Source organism: Mesorhizobium sp. B2-9-1 (assembly GCF_006439455.1).
GTDB lineage: Bacteria > Pseudomonadota > Alphaproteobacteria > Rhizobiales > Rhizobiaceae > Mesorhizobium.
This window is the reverse complement of sequence record NZ_VFTP01000001.1, coordinates 737,415-756,479: the sequence shown is the minus strand read 5'-3', so window position 1 is coordinate 756,479 and position 19,065 is coordinate 737,415. Positions and strand designations below refer to the sequence as shown.

The window sequence follows — 19,065 nt, the reverse complement described above, 5'->3', positions numbered from 1 at the left end:
ACATCGTTTCGGCCGCCTTAACAAATTCACTAAACTTTAAACGGTTGCGGAACACAACTGGAACAGATAGTGTTTGTTCTGGGTTTGTTTTTCTGATTCTGGTTTCAGAACCCGTGGGGGCCGCCGATGCTGACGCGCAAACAACATGAACTCCTGATGTTCATCCATGAACGCCTGAAGGAGAGCGGGATTCCTCCATCATTCGATGAGATGAAGGAGGCGCTCGACCTTGCCTCCAAGTCCGGCATCCACCGGCTGATCACGGCGCTGGAAGAACGCGGCTTCATTCGCCGGCTGCCAAACCGGGCGCGCGCGCTGGAAGTGCTGCGCCTGCCCGACTCGATCGCGCCAGGCCTTAATGCCGCGAAGAAGTTTTCGCCGAGCGTCATCCAGGGCGGCCAAGGCAATCTCAATCGCCAGGTCAAGCCGGCGACGCCATCGCGCACCCCGACGCCAAGCAATGACGACGAGGCCGCGGCGGCCGTATCCATTCCGGTGATGGGCCGCATCGCCGCCGGCGTGCCGATTGACGCCATCCAGCACCAGACGCATTCGATCTCGGTGCCGCCGGACATGATCATGGGCGGCGAGCATTATGCGTTGGAGGTCAAGGGCGACTCGATGATCGAGGCCGGGATCTTCGACGGCGATACCGTCATCATCCGCAATGCCAACACGGCAAGCCCGGGCGAGATCGTGGTGGCGCTCGTCGACGATGAGGAGGCAACCTTGAAGCGTTTCCGCCGCAAGGGTGCCTCGATCGCGCTCGAAGCCGCCAACCCGGCCTATGAGACCCGGATCTTTGGACCGGACCGGGTCAAGGTTCAGGGCAAGCTCGTGGGACTTATTCGCCGCTATTGAGCAGAACTGCTCGCCGTCTTCGCCCGGACGACAATCTATTGGGCCGGTGCGGCGGCTGGTTTTTCCGGCTGCTTATAGGGCGCCAGTCCCCTCGCCTCGCGCGTGTATTTCCGCTGCTCGTGCCAGGGTCGGTATGGTTCTACGACCGCGTAGCGGACGGTTGGCCGCGCGGTTGCCGATTGCGGATCGAAGAAGACGGCGGCGCTGCCGTCGCGCGCCAGCTGCCGCTTGGTGACGACGAGCACACGCGGATCGCGGCATGGGTTATAGGCCGTGGCGTCGTTGATGACGATGAGGTCGGCGAAACCGCAGGCCGGCCGGGCGGCGTCGCGGGTCTCGGCGAGCGCGACGATCGCGCCGGAAGGATGCCGGCCGATGCAGAGATCGCCGGTGCAATAGAAGGGCGAGCCGGGTGGCAGGTCGACGGGATCGGCAATGTCCAGCGTATCTTTGGCGAACCTTTCCGGCGGCACGATATCCTCGGCTTTCAGCGCCCGTTTCCAGTTGTCGGTAGTGAACTCGTTGGAGCGTTCGCGATTGACGGCAAGCTCGCCGCCGCCGATCGGCATCGCCACCAGATGCGCGTCCTCGGAAATGAGCACATCCGGTGTGCGGACGTGCGGAATGGCCAGCAGCGCGGCGAGCGCGAAGGGTACGGCGGCAAGCCTCAGCCAGGTGGTGGCCATGGTCGCGATGACCAGCGCGACCGTCGCCAGCAGCACCGACTGGATCGAGATCAGCCCGACGGCATCGACAGGCGAGCGCTCGGAAATCCATGCCGAGATGGCGATCATCGCCGTCAGCCCCTTGCCCATCACATAGAGGAGCGGACCGTCGAAGCCGAAGGGCATGGCCAGCGCGCTCAGCACGGCGAACGGCATGACGATCAGCGAGACGATCGGCATGACCGCCAGATTGGCAAGCAGGCTGAGCGGCGACACCCGCTGGAAGTGCCAGATCGCAAACAGCAATGTCGCGCTGCCCGCGATGAGCGACGTCACGGCGGCGCCGCCCACGCCAACCACCAGTTTTCGCGACAGGAACCCGAGGAATGAACGCTTTGCCGGCGGCGCGGTCGTTTTGCCGGCGCGATAATCGGCAAAGCCGGCATAGGCGCCGACCAGGGCGGCGGTGGCGGCGAAGGACATCTGGAAGCTCGGGCCGACCACTTCATGCGGCGAGACCAGGATGACGGCGATGGCAGAGATCGCCAGGTTGCGCATTGTCAGCGCCGCGCGGTCGAAGAGCACGGCGGCGAGCATCACGGCCAGCATGATGAAGCTTCGCTCGGCCGCCACCACGATGCCGGAGATGATGAGGTAGGCGGCGATCGAGATGAGTGCGATCCCGGCGGCGTATTTCTTCACCGGCCGCCGCGACGAGAAATCCGGAAACAGCGCGAAAGCGCCGCGCAAAAGCACCATGATCGTGCCGGCAACCAGCGCCATATGCAGGCCGGAGATCGAAATGATGTGGTAGATGCCGGTCCGTCGCATCGACTCGTTGATTTCGTCCGGAATGCCGGCACGAACGCCGACGATCAGCGCCGCTGCGATCTCACCCTCGGAACCACCGATGCTGCTCCTGATGTGGTCGGCAATCCCCTCGCGAGCGTTTTCTATGGCCGATGCCACGCGCGCGCCGAAAGGCACCTCCGTTGGAACTGTCTGGGTCGACGCGACAAGTTTCGGATCGCCCAGGAAAAAGCCACTGGCGCCGATGCCGGCAAAATAGCTGTCGAAGGAATAGTCGTAGCTGTCCGGCCGAACCGGACCTGTCGGCGGCAGCAGCTTGGCATAGCCGGTCAGCATCGACCCGGCCGTCATGCCGGAAGGGATCCTGCGCGCCGACAGCCTGATGCGGTCCGGCGCGTAGCGCAGCTTCGGATGCTCCGTGGATATGAGATCTATGGTGAGCCGGACACGGCCGTTGGCCATCGCCTCGGCGGTGACGAGGCGGCCCGTCAGCCGTGTCTGGATTTCGGAACCCAGCACTGGGGTCGCCATCCGCCAGGTCTCCACCTTGGCCGCGAGAAAGCCCAAGGCGCAGAAAAACACCGCCATGAAGGCAAGGTGCGTTCTGTGCCGGGAACGCGAGACCGCCGCGCAGACCGCCATCAGGGCGACTGCCGCAAGCGGCCTGTAGAGGTCCGGCTCGGCGCTCAGCGAGAAGTAACAGATCACGCCGGCTGCCAGGAACACCGGCACCAGCAGAAAGCCGACGCCACGGTCGAGCTCGGTGGTGGCGGCGACCGCAACGCTTCGGCGCAGAGCAGGAAGCGAAACGCGGCCAAGCTGTCTGCGGATCCGGCCGACATTGGCTGTCGGCGATGCTGGCGGTAACGTGCCGCCGCCAGGCGGCAGAAGCTCAGCTGGCGGACGCGGCGCCCGAAGCGAAACCGGCGTTCCCTCTTCGGGCACGGCATGAGCAAACATCAGGCGTTCGCTGACGCCCGCTGTCGTTCCCTCGCCCTCCTCCGCGCCCCGGCCACGTCCAGCCATCGGGTCTGCCCCTTGCGCCCCAGACCGCCTATGCTACATGAACGCCGGTCGCGTGGAAGTCTGCGCGAAACATGCATTTTTCAGCGCTTCCTCGAGAGTTCCATGTCCGACAAGGTCGTTACCCGTTTTGCCCCCTCGCCTACAGGCTATCTGCATATCGGCGGGGCGCGCACGGCGCTGTTCAACTGGCTCTATGCCAGGCACACCGGCGGCACGATGCTGCTGCGCATCGAGGACACCGATCGCGAGCGCTCCACCGAAGCCGCCACGGCTGCCATTCTCGACGGGCTGACCTGGCTTGGCCTCTCCTGGGATGGCGACGCCGTCTCGCAGTTCGAGCGTGCGCCGCGTCACCGCGAGGTGGCGGAGCAACTCGTGCGCATGGGCAAGGCCTATTACAGCTACGAGACGCCGGCGGAGCTGGAGGCGATGCGCGAGGCCGCACGTGCCAAGGGCCTGCCGCCGCGTTACAACGGCCATTGGCGCGACCGCGGCCCATCCGAAGCGCCGGCAGGCGTCAAGGGCGCGATCCGCATCAAGGCGCCGACCGAGGGCGTGACGATCGTCAACGACCGCGTGCAGGGCGAGGTGCGCTTCCCCAACAAGGATCTCGACGACTTCATCATCCTGCGCTCCGATGGCGTCCCGACCTACATGCATGCCGTCGTCGTCGACGATCACGACATGGGCGTCACCCACATCATCCGCGGCGACGATCACCTAACCAATGCCGCGCGCCAGACGGTGATCTACAACGCCATGGGCTGGGAGGTGCCGTCGATGTCGCACATCCCGCTGATCCACGGCGCCGACGGCGCCAAACTGTCGAAGCGGCACGGCGCGCTCGGCGTCGAGGCATATCGCGCCATGGGCTACCTGCCCGAGGCCCTGCTCAACTATCTGGCCAGGCTCGGCTGGAGCCATGGCGACGACGAGGTGATGTCGATCGAGGACATGATCGCCTGGTTCGACATCGGCGACGTCAACAAGGGCGCGGCACGCTTCGACTTCGCCAAGCTCGAGGCGCTGAACGGCGTCCATATGCGCAAGATGGACGACCGGGCGCTGTTCGACATCTTCGTCGCCACCTTGCCTTATCTCGAAGGCGGCCCGGCGCTCGCGGCAAAGCTCGATGACAGGCGCACGGCGCAACTGCTTGCCGCCATGCCCGGCCTCAAGGAGCGAGCAAAAACTCTTGTCGAACTGGTCGACGGCGCGGCGTTCCTGTTCGTCGAGCGGCCGTTGCCGCTGGACGAGAAGGCGGCGGGCTTGCTCAACGCGGATGCGCGCGCGATTCTGCGCGGCGCGCATGGCGCATTGTCTTCTGTTCAGGGCGACTGGAACGCCGCCTCGGCCGAGGCTTCGATCCGCGACTTCGCGCAGGCCGGCGGGCACAAGCTGGGCGCCGTGGCGCAGCCCCTGAGGGCCGCGCTGACCGGCCGCAGCACCTCGCCCGGCGTGTTCGACGTCCTTGCCGTGCTGGGCCGCCAGGAAAGCCTGGCGCGCATCGGAGATCAAATCGATTAGGAGCGAGCTGGCCCAAGAAGATTGGCATTGAAAGGTGTGTTTCGCAGTGCAACATTGGGCTTGGCCCAATCTGGCACGCACCTCCTAAAATGCGGTGGCGAGTTCGCGCATTCCGGTGACTTCGACGTGTCGTTTGCAGGAATTGCCTTGCCGGCATGAGGAACAAAAGGAGTTGAGAATGAGCGAAGCTGCGACAAAACCGGAACCGGGCAGCAAAACGCGCGAGTCGGCCGCCAGGCTCGAGCTCGCCGGCAAGACGCACGAATTGAAGGTGCGAAGCGGGACGGTCGGGCCGGACGTCATCGATATCGGTTCGCTCTACAGCACCACCGGCGCCTTCACTTACGATCCCGGCTTCACCTCGACCGCGAGCTGCGAATCGGGGATCACCTTCATCGACGGCGATGCCGGCATCCTGCTGCATCGCGGCTTCCCGATCGATCAGCTCGCCGAGCATGGCGACTTCCTCGAGGTCTGCTATTTGCTGCTCTACGGCGAGTTGCCGACCAAGGCGCAGAAGGACGACTTCGATTATCGCGTGACGCGCCACACGATGGTGCATGAGCAGATGTCGCGCTTCTTCACCGGCTTCCGCCGCGACGCGCATCCGATGGCGGTGATGTGCGGCGTGGTCGGCGCGCTGTCGGCCTTCTATCACGACTCGACTGACATCTCGGACCCGTATCAACGCATGGTCGCCTCGATGCGCCTGATCGCCAAGATGCCGACGATCGCGGCGATGGCCTACAAGTACCATATCGGCCAACCCTTCATTTACCCGAAGAACGATCTCGGCTTCGCGGCCAACTTCCTGCACATGTGCTTTGCCGTGCCGTGCGAGGAATACAAGATCAATCCGGTGCTGGCGCGCGCCATGGACCGCATCTTCATCCTGCACGCCGACCACGAGCAGAACGCCTCGACCTCGACCGTGCGCCTGGCCGGCTCGTCGGGCGCCAACCCGTTCGCCTGCATCGCCGCCGGCATCGCCTGTCTGTGGGGGCCGGCGCATGGCGGCGCCAACGAAGCGGCCCTCAACATGCTGGGCGAGATCGGCCATGTCGACCACATCCCCGAGTTCATCGCCCGCGCCAAGGACAAGAACGACCCGTTCCGGCTGATGGGCTTCGGCCACCGCGTCTACAAAAACTACGATCCGCGCGCCAAGATCATGCAGAAGACCGCGCATGAGGTGCTGGGCGAGCTCGGCATCAAGGACGATCCTCTGCTCGACATCGCGATGGAGCTGGAAAAGATCGCGCTGACCGACGAGTACTTCATCGAAAAGAAGCTCTATCCGAATGTCGACTTCTATTCCGGCATCACGCTGAAGGCGCTGGGCTTCCCCACCACCATGTTCACCGTGCTGTTCGCGGTCGCCCGCACCGTCGGCTGGATCGCGCAGTGGAAGGAAATGATCGAGGATCCGCACCAGAAGATCGGCCGCCCGCGCCAGCTCTACACCGGCGCCACGGAACGCGATTACGTGCCGATTGCGAAAAGGTAATTGAGCGAATAGCGAATAGGGAGTAGCGAATAGGGGAAACGGGCGAAGCCGACACAGCCCTATTCGCTACTCCCTATTCGCTCTCTTTATGCACCCCATCACCGCCTCGGCGGCGATCTCGCCCGAGGGCCGCTGGGTCGCCATGCGCCGGGCAATCTCGGCAAAGCCCGCCTTTTGCCAGGCGCGCATGCCGGTGTCGGCAAACAGGGCTTCCAGCTGCCGCGCCAGGTTTTCCGGCCGGACATATTGATCGTAGAATTCCGGCACCAGCGCGCGGTCGGATATCAAATTGGGCAGTAGCGCCGACCACGTCGTCACCATATGCTGCAGAAGCTGGCGCGCGATCGGGTCGAGCTTGTAGCAGGAAACCATCGGAACGCCCGCGAGCGCCAGTTCCAGCGAAACCGTTCCAGACGCGATCAACGCCGCGTCGGCCTTGCCGAAGGCCTGCCATTTGCGCTCCGGCTCGGTGATGATTTCCGGCTTGTCGTCCCAACTCGCGACCGACGCCTTCACCAGCTCGGCGACATGCGGCACCGTCGGCAACAGCAAGCGCAGGCGGTGGCCGCGCTGGCGCAGCGCCGACATCGCCTTGCCGAAGGGTTCGATCAGCCGCCGCACCTCGCCGCGGCGCGAGCCGGGCAGCACCAGCACCGTCTTGACGCGGTCGTCGGAGAGGTCGCGCGGCTGGCTCTGCGCCTTGGCGGCGCCAAGCACGCCCGGATCCTGCGTCAACCGGTGGCCGACATAAGTGCCCGGCGGTCCGCCAAGACGAGCGAGCGCCTTCACCTCGAACGGCAGGATGCATAGGATGTGATCGACATAGGGCTTCATCGCCGCCGCCCTGCCCGGCCGCCAAGCCCATACGCTCGGGCAGACATAATGGACGATCGGAATGGCGGGTGCTGCCGCGCGCACCTTCTTCGCCACGCGCAGCGAAAAGTCCGGGCTGTCGATGGTGATCAGGCAATCGGGCCGCTCGGCCGCGATGGTCGCCGCCGTCTGGCTGATGCGGCGCATCAGCCGCGGCAGGTCGCGCAGCACCGCGCTGAAGCCCATCAGCGCGATCTCGCCGCCGTCGAAGAGTGGGGTCAGCCCCAGTTGCTGCAGGTGGCGGCCGCCAATGCCGACGAGCTGCACCTCGCGGCCCGTCGCGCGCTCGAGCGCCCGCACGATGTCGGCGCCGAGCAGATCGCCGGATTCCTCGCCGGCGACGATCGCGATCTTGAGCGGCTTGTCAGCGACCATTAGCCGGCTCCCCATTGGCCGCCTCCATGGCGGGCAGGCCGACGATGAACAGGCCGAGAGCATTGGCGCGCGCCAGCGTTTCCGGACCTTCGAGAATTAGCGAGTGGCCGGCTTCCAGCGCAATGCCGGCTAGCCCGGCGGCGTGTGCGGCTTCGATCGTCTGCGGGCCGATGGAGGGCAAGTCGGCGCGCAGCTCCTGCCCAGGCTTGGCGCATTTGACCAGCACGCCGCGCGCCTTGCCGGCCAGCCTGCCGTGGCCGCGCAATTCCCGCGTTCTGTCGAGCAGGCCGGCAGTGCCCTCAATGCCTTCCAGCGCGATGGCTCGACCTCCGATCGCAATCGCCGCCTGGCCGATATCGAGCGCGCCAATGGCTTTGGCGGCGGCGCGCCCGGCTTTGATGTCGCGCCAGTCCGATTGATTTGGATGAGCCGCCGTCAATGTGCCTTCGCCGGCGGTCAGTTCGGGAACGACCTCATGCGCGCCGACCACCGCAATGCCCCGATCTTCAAGGCCTCGGGTCAACACCTTCAGCAAGCCGTCGTCGCCACGTCTCAGCGCTCTGATCACGGAAGGTATTATGGCCAGCAAGCCAAGTGTCGGTCGAACCTTGCTCAAACGCGGCCTGCGCTTGATTTCGCCGGCAAGAACGAGATGCGTGATCCCATTGCGCTTCAACAAGGGAAGCAGCAGGCCGATATCTTCCAGTGCCAGCGTCTGCCGCTCGTAGGCGGAAAAATCCGCCTCGCGGTCGACCTCACCCTCGGCGATGATCACGAAGGGCACAAAACCTTGCTTGACCAAGCCATCGGCAACTTCGACGGGCAGGCTGCCCCCACCGGCGATGATGCCGACCCTGGAGCCCGGCGCGAGTACGAGCCCTGCCTTGGCCGGCTCAGCCCTCGTCATCGCCGCTGTCGTCGTCGCCGTCGCCCTTGAGCGATGGGACGGCAAAGTGCCGTTTGCCGCGACTTGTGATGAAATCGATGATCTTCATGGCCGTTGGCGACCCGGCGAACTCGGCCTTGGCGAGCTCAACATTCTCGCCGACGGTGCGGGAACGATCGAAGATCGTCCTATAAGCCTTGCGCAGCAGGTAGATTTCGGAACGCGGCAAGCCGGAGCGCTTGAGGCCTATGATGTTCAGGCCACGCAGCTTGGCCCGGTTGCCGGCGGCGATGGCATAAGGAATGACGTCGCCAACGACCGCCGAGCAGCCGCCGATGAACACATTGTCGCCGAGGCGCACAAATTGATGAACGGCGGTCAGGCCGCCGATATAGACGTTGTCGCCGATCTCGCAATGTCCGCCCAGCGTCGCGCCATTGGCGAAGGTGGCGTTCTTGCCGACGACGCAATCGTGGGCGATGTGGGCGTAGGCTAGGAAGTTGCCGTTGTCGCCGACAGTCGTCTCGCCACGGCTGGTGTCGGTGCCGACATGCATTGTGACGCCTTCACGAATGGTGCAGTTCGCTCCGATGACCAGAGTGGTGCGACCGCCCTTGTGCTTGGTGTTTTGCGGCGGCGCGCCGAGCGTCGCCATCGGATAGACCTTTGTCCCGGCCCCGATGGTCGTGGCGCCCATCACCGACACATGGCTTACCAGTTCGACGCGGTCGCCGATGATCGAATCGGCGCTGACATGGCAGAAGGGTCCGATACGGACGCCTTCTCCGAGCCTGGCTCCTTCTTCGACGACCGAGGAAGGATGGATGGATGTCGCGACTTTCATGAGCATTTCGAACCGTCAGCCGGTAACCATCATGGCCGAAACCTCGGCTTCGGCGGCTTTTGCGCCGTCGACCATCGCCTCGCAGGCGAATTTCAGCAGGTTGCCGCGTTTCTTGATCTTTTTGACGTGGATCCTGAGCTGATCGCCCGGAACGACCGGCTTGCGGAATTTCGCGTTGTCGATGGTCATGAAATAAACCAGCGACGGCTTCTCGGTGTTGAGGCTGCGAATGCAGATCGCGCCCGCGGTCTGGGCCATCGCCTCGATGATGAGCACGCCGGGCATGACTGGCTGCTGGGGAAAATGGCCCTGGAAATGCGGCTCGTTGATGGTCACGTTCTTGATGCCGACAGCGGACTCGTCGCCGTCTATGTCGACGATGCGATCGATCAGCAGGAACGGATAGCGATGCGGCAGGAGCTTCATAAGCCCCATGATGTCGAGCGCATCGAGTGATGTTGCCACTGTATCAGCCATTTCCGTCGCCTTGCTTGCGCGTCCTGGCCATCCTGCGCAGCATTGCTATCTCACGCATGGCTTCCGCCATGGGTTGCGCCGGATAACCTCCCCAGACCTCGCCTGCCGGCACGTTGTTCATGAATCCACTTCTCGCAGCAAGCTTGGCTCCTGGCCCGATGGTCAGATGATCGGCAAGGCCGACACCGCCGCCCATGGTGACGTTGTCACCGACGACGACGGAACCGGAGATACCCGAAAGCCCGGCTATAATGCAATTGCGGCCGATGCGAACATTGTGGGCGATCTGCACCAGATTGTCGATCTTGGTGCCTTGGCCGATGACGGTGTCGGACATGGCGCCGCGGTCGACGGTCGAATTGGAGCCCACCTCGACATCGTCCTGGATGATGACGCGGCCGATCTGCGGCACGCGTTCAGGCCCTTTGGCGCCGCCAACGAAGCCGAAACCGTCCTGGCCGATCCTGGCGCCGCCATGGATGATGACGCGGTTGCCGATCAGCGCATATTGAATGCTGACGCCGGGGCCGATGAAGCCGTCGCGGCCGATCTGGCAGGAACGGCCGACAACAGCGTGGGGCGCAACGACCGTGCCGCTGCCGATGGATACGCCGGGACCGATCACGGCGCCCGCCTCTACGATCGCCCCGTCCTCGATATGCGCGGATGGATCGATAAACGCGTGGGGCGATATGCCGGTCTCTCCGGTCAATGGCCCCGGGGTCGCAGCCTGCGGAAACAACAGGCGCCCGACCATCGCGAAAGCTTGCTGCGGGCGCGGATGCATGAGCACTGCGATGCCCGGCGGCGCCTTGCTGGCAAAATCGGCGGGGCATAGCACCGCGGCCGCCCTGAGCGACGGCATCAAGGCGAAATTGCGCTTGCCGTCGACAAAGACGAGCGCGCCGTTGCCACCCTCGTTGGCGGGAGCCAGCGCCTCGATGGCAATTTCGGCCTGATCGGAATCGAACAGGCTGGCGCCGGTCAGATTCGCGACCTCGCCAGCCGTGTACCGGCGTGAAGGCGCGAAGAACACCGGATCGGTCATTCCAGAAGTAATATCCAGCTGGGTTGGATCGGTCCACTCCGGGCCGTCATCCGGCCCGGAACCATCGCAACCACGAAATTAGAAGCGGGTCGCGATACCGAAGTTGAATTCCTGAACGTTGTCAGTCGACTCTTTCTTGACCGGGATCGCGTAGTCGATGCGGATCGGACCGAACGGCGAGGCCCACATCAGGCCGACACCGACCGAAGCACGGAGTTTCATGTCCGTCGAGGATTGGGTGACACCTGCAGTATCGATTGCGCTACCATACAGCGTCGCCGCGTCGGCAAATACGGCGCCTCGCAAGCCAAAACTTTCAGGGATGACCGGCAGCGGGAACTGAGCTTCAGCCGACGCATTAAAATAGGTCGTGCCGCCGAGGTGGTCCCCTGTGTTGGAGTCCACAGGGCCGATACCGCCATATTCAAAACCGCGGATCATACGATCATTGCTTTGGAATTGATCGAAGATGCGCAGGCCATCGTTTCCATAGCCAGCGATATAGCCAGCGCCACCGGAAACCAGGCCAACCAGGTCGAGTTGCTCCGACAAAGTCTGGTAAACACTGGCTCGCCCGGTTAGCTTCACCCACTTGGCGTCACCACCGAGACCAGCAACCTCTGTCGTGCCAGTAATGTAGAGTCCCTCATGTGGGTTCTTCATGTCGTCGATGGTGTTGTACACCAGCCCAAGACTAACTGACGACTTGATCCAAGGACTTTGCTCTACGCCTTCCAAGATAGCAGGCGAAATGTTGCATGTGCCATCGGGGTCCACGTCGGTGGGGTTACAGCTGCTATCGACCTTATATTTCTCTTGCGAGATATTATACGCCAGCTGCGTTGAAATATTATCGGTGATTGGCAACCCGAAACGGATGGTCGCGCCAGTCGTGTCGCTGTCGTAGTGATTGTTATATTCTCTAGTCGACTTGTAAATGTCGAAGCCCGCCGCGATACGCCGGCCGAGGAAGTAAGGCTCGGTGAACGAAATAGCATAGTCGCGCGAATGCCTGCCGCCGCCGGCCGACAGCTTGATGTACTGGCCGCGACCGAGGAAGTTGCGCTCCGTGATCGATCCTTCGACGGACGGGCCAGGCGTGTCGCCGCCGGTCGAATAACCGGCACCGACCGAAAACTCGCCGGTCGACTTCTCGACCACGGTGACCACCAGCACGACCTGGTCCGGCGCCGAGCCGGGGACGGTCGAGATATCGACGGACTGGAAATAATCAAGGGCTTCCAGCCGCTTCTTCGCGCGCTGGATGAGAACCTGGTTGAAGGCATCGCCTTCGCTGACATCGAATTCGCGACGGATGACATAGTCGCGCGTGCGGTCGTTGCCGCGGATCTCGATGCGCTCGACATAGGCCTTGGTGCCCTGGTCGATGGTGTAGACGACGGAAATGGTGTGGTTCTCGAAATTGCGGTCGCCGCGCGGCGTCACCTGAGCGAAGGCATAACCCGAACCCGCGACCTTCTCGGTCAACGCGACGATCGAATCCTCGACGTCCTTGGCGTTGTAGACGTCGCCCTTGTGGGTTTCGACCGCCGATTCCAGCGACTTCGAATCGACTTCAGGAATGGTGCTTTCCACGCTGACGTCGCCGAACGTATAGCGATCGCCTTCCTGCACGGTGATGGTGACCGTGTATTTGTTGGTGGCGTCGTCAAGCTCGCCGACAGCCGAGACGACCTGGAAGTCGGCATAGCCGTGATTGTAGTAGAAGCGGCGCAGCAGTTCCTGGTCGGCACGCAGCTTGTCCTCGTCATAGACGTCGTCGCGCAGCACGAAGGACAGCCAGGACGAGCGCTTGGTGTTGATGACGTCCGACAGGCGGCGGCTGGAATAAGCGTGGTTGCCGACGAAGTTGATCGCCGCGATCTGGGTGCGGCCGCCTTCGTTGATGTTGAAGACCACGTTCACGCGGTTGTCGCCGAGATCCATGACCTGCGTGGTCACAGCGGCGTCGTCGCGGCCGATGCGCTTGTAGGCCGTCTTGATCGCCTCGACATCGGCGTCCAGCGCCTGCTGCGAGAAGGTTGCACGCGGCTTCAGCTGGATACCCATCTGAAGCGCGTTGTCCTTGATCTTCTTGTTGCCCTGGAACAGGACCTGGTTGACGACCTTGTATTCGGAAACCTTGACGACAAGGCTCGAACCGACCTGGTTGATCTGAACGTCCGAGAACAGACCCGTGCCGAACAGCGCCTTGACGGCGTCGTCGATATCGGAGCTGGAAAAAGGCTTGCCCGGCTTGATCGAAATGTAATTGCGGATGGTTTCCGCATCGACGCGCTGGTTGCCGCTGACCTCGACACGCGAGATGACCGCGGCCTCGGCCACCGACGTGGCGGCGAACTGCACTGCGAGCGCGCCTGGCACGACCAGAGCGGCGGACAAAGCCGCCGCGGAAGCGGCGCTCAGAAACTTGGATGCTGCCTTCATCGGGCTTTTGTACCTTTTTCTCGTAGTCCCCACGGCGAGAAAACCGGACGTGCGGTATTTTCCCTTACCGTATTAACCGGATTTTCCCTACACGCAAGGCTCCCGGTTAATTTGTATTTACTTAACCGTACCGCGTGGCTTTCGCGTCACGCATATCCCCACGCATGGTAAACGGCATCTCAATATGACCGGCGCTGAAGCCAAATTTCTTCATGATTTCAGCATCCAAACAGATCGTTCCAAAACACGAAGCCCATGAAGCCGAGCACCAGGAACAACCCGGTCCGGTAGGCCATCTCCATCGTTCGCTCCGAAACGGGCCGCCTTATGACGGCCTCCACGCCGTAGAACAACAGGTGGCCGCCGTCGAGGGGGGGAATCGGCAGGAGATTGAGAAATCCTATTCCGACTGACAGAAATGCAACAAGCTGCACCAGCCACTCGAAGCCGAGCTTGGCTGCCTGGCCCGACATCTTCGCGATCTTGATCGGACCGCCCAACTGGCATTTGTCCTCGCGTCCAAGCGCAAAGCGCTGCAGGAATTGGCCGGTGCGCTCGATCACGTGCCCGGTTTCCTCGACCGCCGCCACCACGGCGCCGGCCGGCGTGTAGGAGATCAGGCGCGGCTGACCGAGCTCGGCATTGTTGACGACGCCGATGACCGCGACCTTGACCTTGTTGCCCAGCGCATCCTGCTGCTCCATGGGCTCCGGCGCGGCCGTAACCTCGATTTCCTTGCCGTCGCGCAGCATGGTGAAGGTGATGGCGTCGCCAGCCCGGCCTGAAACCAGCCGCTGCACGTCTGCGAAAGTCTCCACCTTGCTGCCGTCGACTTTGACGAATCGGTCGCCTGGCTGGATTCCGGCTTTTTCCGCCGGGCTGCCCGCGGTGACCTCGGCCACCATCGGCTCCAGGACCGGACGGCCATAGAGGGAAAACAGCACCGCAAACACGGCGATCGTCAGCAGGAAATTGAACAGCGGCCCGGCAACGACGGTAGCGGCGCGCTTCCAGATCGGTTGTGTGTGGAAGGCGACCTCGCGCTCAGCCTCTGTGAGCGATTCGATCTCTTCCGTGCTCGGCTGGCTCGACGTCGCATTCATGTCGCCGACGAATTTGACGTAGCCGCCAAGCGGAATGGCGCAAAGCTTCCAGCGCGTGCCGCGGCGGTCGTAAAAACCGAAGAGCTCGGGGCCGAAGCCGATGGAAAAAGCCTTCACGCCGATGCCGCACCAGCGGCCGATCAGATAATGACCCATCTCGTGGACGAACACGACGACGGTCAGCACAAACAGAAACGGCACGAGCGTGCCAAGGACGAAGCCTTGTGTGCTGAAAACCGCGTGAAAGATGTCGTTCAAGTCATGCCCTCAATTCGCCCGCGAGCGACATTCCACCGCGACTGTGGCATCAATCCGGGCGAATCCGCGGCCCACGCCCCTTTTTCGCCTTGCTGCCGCGTCGTTCAGTTCGGAAACAGCCCCAGTGCCGGATGCTCGGCGCCCGCCGCGATCCAACCCATGACGTACAGTGCGAACGCGGCCGCGACAAGCCCGTCCACCCTGTCCATGACACCGCCATGGCCGGGAATGAGGTTGCTCGAATCCTTGGCGCCGTGCCGGCGCTTGACCCATGATTCGAACAGATCGCCGGCTTGCGAAACGATCGACAGAGCAAGCGCCACAAGGCCAAGCTGAACGATATTGCCGGCGCCGGCTGCGATTGCAAGCAAAACTCCGGCGATAACGCCGCCGACGGCGCCGCCAAGCGCGCCGCTCTGCGTCTTGCCGGGCGAGATCGACGGCGCGAGCTTCGGGCCGCCGACCGCGCGGCCGACGAAATAGGCCGCTATGTCGGTTGCCCAGACCACGGCAAACAGGAAGAGAATCGCAATCAGCCCGGAATGATTGTCGTCACGGAGATAGGCGAGCGAAAAGCCGGATAGTGCCGCATAGGCCACTCCCGAGGCTTCCCACGGCGCGGCCCCCTTGGTCCGAGCGACAATGGCCGCGACCGCCACCAGGATCGCGACGAGGAGCAGCAGCCACAAGGCCGGCAGACCGGCGATCAGCGCGCCGACGAAGATCAGAATCAGCACTTCGGGCAGGAAGCAGAGCGCCGCGCCGTTCCCGGCGCGCGCCATGCGCGTCCATTCATAGAAGATCAGCGCCGCTATTCCCGCGCAGAACAGCCGGAACGGCAATCCGCCGAGCCAGGTGAGCGCGAGCGTCAGAGCCGCCATCACGATTGCCGAGATGACGCGCTGCTGGAGGTTGCTCATGCGTGCAGCGCCTAAAGCGCGACGTCGCGGGCGGCGAGCCCGCCAAAGCGTCGTTCGCGGCCGGCAAAGTCGCGCAAGGCGTCGGCCAGATGCTCGCGGCTGAAGTCAGGCCAATAGCAAGGCAGGAAGACGAGCTCGCTATAGGCAGCCTGCCAGAGAAGGAAATTCGACAGCCTGAGCTCGCCGCTGGTTCGGATCACCAACTCGGGATCGGGAATGCCCTTTGTGTCGAGCGAAGCGGCGAAACTTTCCGCCGTGATCGCATCGCTCGCCATGTCGCCGCGCGCGACTGCCTCCGCCAGCTTGCGCGCTGTGCGCACGATCTCGTCGCGGCCGCCGTAATTGAAGGCGATGACCAGTGTCAGCGCCTCGTTGCCGGCGGTCAGCGATTCGGCCTCCTGCAGCAGCCCCCGGATATCGGGCTGCAGCCCCTCTTTGTCGCCGATCACTCTCACCCGCACGCCGTTCTGATGCAGTTCGGCGAGATCGCGGCGGATGAACAGCTTCAAAAGCCCCATGAGGTCGCTGACCTCGGATTTCGGCCGCGACCAGTTCTCCGAGGAAAATGCGTAGACCGTCAGATAGGAGATGCCGAGCTCGGGTGCGGCGCGCACCGTCTTGCGCAGAGCCTCGACGCCGGCGCGATGCCCGGCAAGGCGCGGCAGGCCGCGCGCCTTGGCCCAGCGTCCGTTTCCATCCATGATGATCGCGACATGCGCGGGCGTTGCCATGGTCTCGCTTTCGAGCCGGAAAACCCCGACCCTAAACCTGCATGATTTCAGCTTCCTTATCGGAAAGCAGGTGATCGATGGTGCTGATCATCTCGTCGGTCAGCTTCTGGACCTGGTCGGACCGCTTGCGGTGATCGTCCTCGCTGATGGTGCCGTCCTTCTCAGCCTTCTTGAGGAAATCCATGCCGTCGCGGCGGACATGGCGCACCGCGACGCGTGCGTTCTCGGCATAGCCATGCGAGATCTTGACCAGTTCCTTGCGGCGCTGCTCATTGAGCTCCGGCAGCGGGATCCTGAGATTGGTGCCGTCGACGATCGGATTGAAGCCCAGATTGGCTTCGCGGATAGCGCGGTCGACCGCGCTGACCATCGACTTGTCCCAGACCGAGACCGAAATCATGCGCGGCTCCGGCACCGTCACGTTGGCCACCTGGTTGATCGGCATCGTCGTGCCGTAGGCCTGGACCTGGACGGCGTCGAGCAGGTTGCTGGAGGCTCGGCCGGTGCGCAGCGACGCCAGGTCGTGCTTGAAGGCGGCGATCGCCCCGTCCATGCGTCGCTTCAGGTCTTCGAACTCGCCACTCATGATCATCTCCTCGACCCGTTCGCCGGGTTCACTGCTTATGCCGTCGTCCCGTCCGCGGTACCGTTCAACGGATCCCGGCCTCGGTTATTTGTCAGCGACGACCGTGCAATGGCCGCCGCCCCTTAGAATATCGCCGAAACCACCTTTTTCGTGGATCGAATAGACGATTATCGGAATGTTGTTTTCACGCGCAAGTGCAATCGCGGCGGTGTCCATGATCGCAAGCCCGCGTTTGATGACTTCGGCGTGGCTGATGCGGTCGAAACGGACCGCGTTCGGGTCCTTCTTGGGGTCGGCCGAATAGACCCCGTCGACCTGCGTGCCCTTGAACAGCGCATCGGCGCCGATCTCGGCGGCGCGCAGGGCCGCGGCCGAATCGGTGGTGAAGAACGGATTGCCGGTTCCGCCGGCGAATATGACCACCTTGCCCTGGTTCATATAGGCTGTCGCCTGGCGTTGGGAAAAACTCTCGCAAAGTTCCGGCATGGCGATCGCCGAAAGCACGACGGCATCGACGCCGATCTTGTTGAGCGAGGTGCGCAGCGCCAGCGAGTTGATGACGGTGGCGAGCATGCCCATGTGATCGCCGGTGACCCGGTCGCCGCCTTTCGAGGCCACAGCCACGCCGCGAAAAATGTTGCCGCCGCCGATGACGACACCCACTTCGACGCCCAGCGCCCGCGCCTCGGCAATGTCGGCGGCGATGCGGTCGACAACGGAGACATCGATGCCGAAATGCTGCTCGCCCATCAACGCTTCGCCGGAAGCCTTCAGCACGACACGTCGATAGAGGGGCTTCACCGTCATCTCATTCCTCGAATATCTCGGCGCGGCAATTTTGGAGGCAAAACCGCCCCCGCTTCATCCGGCGATGCTGTCATGACGGGTTGACCCGATACACGAAGGGCGCGGCGATGTCACGCCGCGCCCTCGTGCAAAATTCCAGGCTTTTTCGGTCAGTTGCCGCCTCTTTGATCAACGGCTGGAGACGCTGACCGCTTCGCCTTCGATCATGACCGCGGGCGAATAACCGGCCGGCTTGTCGCCGGTCACGGCGCCGCCAGTCACCCGGACCTGGATCTCGGAGCCGAAATAGGAATGCGGGAACGGCGCCGGCATGGCGCTGACCTTTTCCAGCCGCGCGCGAAGCTCGGCGGGAATCGAAAAATCGAGCGCGCCGAGATTGTCCTGCAGCTGAGTGAGCTTCGTCGCTCCAAGGATGACGGAAGCGATGCCTGGCTGCGTCGCCGCCCAGTTGAGCGCAACCTGGGCCATGCTGCGGCCGAGCTCGGCTGCCACCTTCTCGAGCTCCGCCACGATCGCCCAGTTGCGGTCGCTGAACTTCTGGAAGCCGGGATGCGTGGTGTTGCGGAAACCGTCGAGCCGCCCGGCCCTTCCGGCTTGCGTCGGCTTGTATTTGCCGCTGAGCAGCCCGCTGGCCAAAGGGCTCCACACCATAATGCCGGCGCCGTGACGTGTGCCGAAAGGCACATACTCATGTTCGATGGCGCGCTCGGCGAGCGAATATTCGAGCTGCAGCGCCGAGACCGGCTCGTAGCCGCGCAGTTCGGCGATCGCCTGGGCGCGGCCGGCATACCAAGCCGGCACGTCGGAGAGGCCGATATGGCGCACCTTGCCGGCGCGAACGAGGTCGTCCAGCGTGCGCAGCACCTCCTCGGCCGGGGTAATCCTGTCCCATACATGCAGAAGATAAAGGTCGATATAGTCGGTGCCGAGCCGTTTCAGCGAGGCGTCCACCGCCCGCATGATGTTCTTGCGGCCGTTGCCGCCGGCGTTCGGATTGCCGGCCTCGGAATTCATGGTGAATTTTGTGGCGATCACCGCCTTGTCGCGCAGGCCGCGCTCGGCGACGAACTCGCCGAGCCAGGTCTCGGCGGTACCGCCGGTATAGAGGTCGGCCGTGTCGAAGAAGTTGCCGCCCGCTTCGACATAGGCGTCGAACATCGCGTGGGCTGTGTCCCTGTCCGCGCCCCAGCCCCATTCGGTGCCGAAGGTCATGGTGCCGAGCGCCAGCCGGCTGACGCGCAGGCCGCTGTTGCCAAGCGTGTAATAGGTCATGGTCATGGTGGTCTCCCGATTCTTAACTGATTTCCTGCCGG

The 19,065-nt window shown here is 63.4% G+C and carries 16 protein-coding genes; 3 read left to right on the top strand and 13 right to left on the bottom strand.

The genetic code is table 11. The features are described 5' to 3' along the window. Nucleotides 1-126 precede the first annotated feature (126 nt). Nucleotides 127-861, top strand: coding sequence for a transcriptional repressor LexA (lexA, locus tag FJW05_RS03730; RefSeq protein ID WP_140546405.1), 735 nt, complete (start codon nt 127-129; stop codon nt 859-861). Between the two features lie 35 nt (nt 862-896). On the opposite strand, the gene FJW05_RS03725 is transcribed toward lexA, so the two are convergent. Continuing rightward, entirely contained in the window at nt 897-3,362 is a 2,466-nt protein-coding gene (locus FJW05_RS03725; protein ID WP_140627865.1) for a ComEC/Rec2 family competence protein, read from the bottom strand. Nucleotides 3,363-3,464: 102 nt separating this feature from the next. On the opposite strand from FJW05_RS03725, the gene gltX reads away from it, so the two are divergent. Then, nucleotides 3,465-4,889, top strand: coding sequence for a glutamate--tRNA ligase (gene gltX / locus FJW05_RS03720; protein WP_140627862.1), 1,425 nt, complete (start codon nt 3,465-3,467; stop codon nt 4,887-4,889). 178 nt (nt 4,890-5,067) lie between these two features. Further along, nucleotides 5,068-6,396, top strand: coding sequence for a citrate synthase (gltA, locus tag FJW05_RS03715; RefSeq protein WP_140546402.1), 1,329 nt, complete (start codon nt 5,068-5,070; stop codon nt 6,394-6,396). Nucleotides 6,397-6,462: 66 nt separating this feature from the next. Here gltA and lpxB read toward each other — a convergent pair whose 3' ends face one another. The 12 genes from lpxB to FJW05_RS03655 all read right to left on the bottom strand — a co-directional run bounded on the left by lpxB (nt 6,463) and on the right by FJW05_RS03655 (nt 19,030). Further along, on the bottom strand, nt 6,463-7,644 hold the full coding sequence (lpxB, locus tag FJW05_RS03710) for a lipid-A-disaccharide synthase (RefSeq protein ID WP_140627859.1): 1,182 nt from the start codon (nt 7,642-7,644) through the stop codon (nt 6,463-6,465). Next, a complete protein-coding gene (lpxI, locus tag FJW05_RS03705) occupies nt 7,634-8,551 on the bottom strand; it encodes a UDP-2,3-diacylglucosamine diphosphatase LpxI (RefSeq protein WP_140627858.1) in 918 nt (305 codons plus the stop codon). Before lpxI ends, lpxB begins: the two co-directional genes overlap by 11 nt. After that, the gene (lpxA, locus tag FJW05_RS03700; protein WP_140627856.1) at nt 8,538-9,374 is read right to left on the bottom strand and encodes an acyl-ACP--UDP-N-acetylglucosamine O-acyltransferase; all 837 of its coding nucleotides are present in this window, start codon (nt 9,372-9,374) and stop codon (nt 8,538-8,540) included. The genes lpxI and lpxA overlap by 14 nt, the downstream gene beginning before the upstream one ends. Nucleotides 9,375-9,389: 15 nt before the next feature. Continuing rightward, nucleotides 9,390-9,851, bottom strand: a complete 462-nt coding sequence (gene fabZ / locus FJW05_RS03695) for a 3-hydroxyacyl-ACP dehydratase FabZ (protein ID WP_140627854.1) — start codon at nt 9,849-9,851, stop codon at nt 9,390-9,392. Then, a complete protein-coding gene (gene lpxD / locus FJW05_RS03690) occupies nt 9,844-10,899 on the bottom strand; it encodes a UDP-3-O-(3-hydroxymyristoyl)glucosamine N-acyltransferase (RefSeq protein WP_140545926.1) in 1,056 nt (351 codons plus the stop codon). Before lpxD ends, fabZ begins: the two co-directional genes overlap by 8 nt. A 78-nt stretch (nt 10,900-10,977) precedes the next feature. Beyond that, nucleotides 10,978-13,347 carry an outer membrane protein assembly factor BamA gene (gene bamA / locus FJW05_RS03685; RefSeq protein WP_140627853.1) on the bottom strand — a complete coding sequence of 790 codons (2,370 nt, stop codon included), beginning with the start codon at nt 13,345-13,347 and terminating at the stop codon, nt 10,978-10,980. A 218-nt stretch (nt 13,348-13,565) separates the two neighbouring features. Continuing rightward, nucleotides 13,566-14,708 carry an RIP metalloprotease RseP gene (gene rseP, locus FJW05_RS03680; protein WP_140627851.1) on the bottom strand — a complete coding sequence of 381 codons (1,143 nt, stop codon included), beginning with the start codon at nt 14,706-14,708 and terminating at the stop codon, nt 13,566-13,568. 104 nt (nt 14,709-14,812) lie between these two features. Further along, nucleotides 14,813-15,628 (bottom strand): phosphatidate cytidylyltransferase, encoded by an 816-nt coding sequence (locus FJW05_RS03675; RefSeq protein ID WP_140627849.1) that lies wholly within the window; start codon nt 15,626-15,628, stop codon nt 14,813-14,815. A gap of 11 nt (nt 15,629-15,639) precedes the next feature. After that, nucleotides 15,640-16,359, bottom strand: a complete 720-nt coding sequence (locus tag FJW05_RS03670) for an isoprenyl transferase (RefSeq protein ID WP_140627848.1) — start codon at nt 16,357-16,359, stop codon at nt 15,640-15,642. 31 nt (nt 16,360-16,390) lie between these two features. Continuing rightward, nucleotides 16,391-16,945 carry a ribosome recycling factor gene (gene frr / locus FJW05_RS03665; protein ID WP_140545921.1) on the bottom strand — a complete coding sequence of 185 codons (555 nt, stop codon included), beginning with the start codon at nt 16,943-16,945 and terminating at the stop codon, nt 16,391-16,393. Nucleotides 16,946-17,029: 84 nt separating this feature from the next. Further along, nucleotides 17,030-17,752 carry a UMP kinase gene (gene pyrH / locus FJW05_RS03660; RefSeq protein WP_095765617.1) on the bottom strand — a complete coding sequence of 241 codons (723 nt, stop codon included), beginning with the start codon at nt 17,750-17,752 and terminating at the stop codon, nt 17,030-17,032. 168 nt (nt 17,753-17,920) lie between these two features. Then, nucleotides 17,921-19,030 (bottom strand): aldo/keto reductase, encoded by a 1,110-nt coding sequence (locus FJW05_RS03655; protein WP_140627845.1) that lies wholly within the window; start codon nt 19,028-19,030, stop codon nt 17,921-17,923. Nucleotides 19,031-19,065 lie beyond the last annotated feature (35 nt).

Bases quoted from the DNA above. Each gene is read 5' to 3' on its own strand.
- lexA (WP_140546405.1), top strand. From the start codon at position 127: ATGCTGACGCGCAAACAACATGAACTCCTGATGTTCATCCATGAACGC.
- lpxD (WP_140545926.1), bottom strand. From the start codon at position 10,899: ATGACCGATCCGGTGTTCTTCGCGCCTTCACGCCGGTACACGGCTGGC.
- gltA (WP_140546402.1), top strand. From the start codon at position 5,068: ATGAGCGAAGCTGCGACAAAACCGGAACCGGGCAGCAAAACGCGCGAG.
- lpxA (WP_140627856.1), bottom strand. From the start codon at position 9,374: ATGAAAGTCGCGACATCCATCCATCCTTCCTCGGTCGTCGAAGAAGGA.
- gltX (WP_140627862.1), top strand. From the start codon at position 3,465: ATGTCCGACAAGGTCGTTACCCGTTTTGCCCCCTCGCCTACAGGCTAT.
- bamA (WP_140627853.1), bottom strand. From the start codon at position 13,347: ATGAAGGCAGCATCCAAGTTTCTGAGCGCCGCTTCCGCGGCGGCTTTG.
- FJW05_RS03675 (WP_140627849.1), bottom strand. From the start codon at position 15,628: ATGAGCAACCTCCAGCAGCGCGTCATCTCGGCAATCGTGATGGCGGCT.
- lpxB (WP_140627859.1), bottom strand. From the start codon at position 7,644: ATGGTCGCTGACAAGCCGCTCAAGATCGCGATCGTCGCCGGCGAGGAA.
- frr (WP_140545921.1), bottom strand. From the start codon at position 16,945: ATGAGTGGCGAGTTCGAAGACCTGAAGCGACGCATGGACGGGGCGATC.
- FJW05_RS03670 (WP_140627848.1), bottom strand. From the start codon at position 16,359: ATGGCAACGCCCGCGCATGTCGCGATCATCATGGATGGAAACGGACGC.
- FJW05_RS03655 (WP_140627845.1), bottom strand. From the start codon at position 19,030: ATGACCATGACCTATTACACGCTTGGCAACAGCGGCCTGCGCGTCAGC.
- pyrH (WP_095765617.1), bottom strand. From the start codon at position 17,752: ATGACGGTGAAGCCCCTCTATCGACGTGTCGTGCTGAAGGCTTCCGGC.
- FJW05_RS03725 (WP_140627865.1), bottom strand. From the start codon at position 3,362: ATGGCTGGACGTGGCCGGGGCGCGGAGGAGGGCGAGGGAACGACAGCG.
- lpxI (WP_140627858.1), bottom strand. From the start codon at position 8,551: ATGACGAGGGCTGAGCCGGCCAAGGCAGGGCTCGTACTCGCGCCGGGC.
- fabZ (WP_140627854.1), bottom strand. From the start codon at position 9,851: ATGGCTGATACAGTGGCAACATCACTCGATGCGCTCGACATCATGGGG.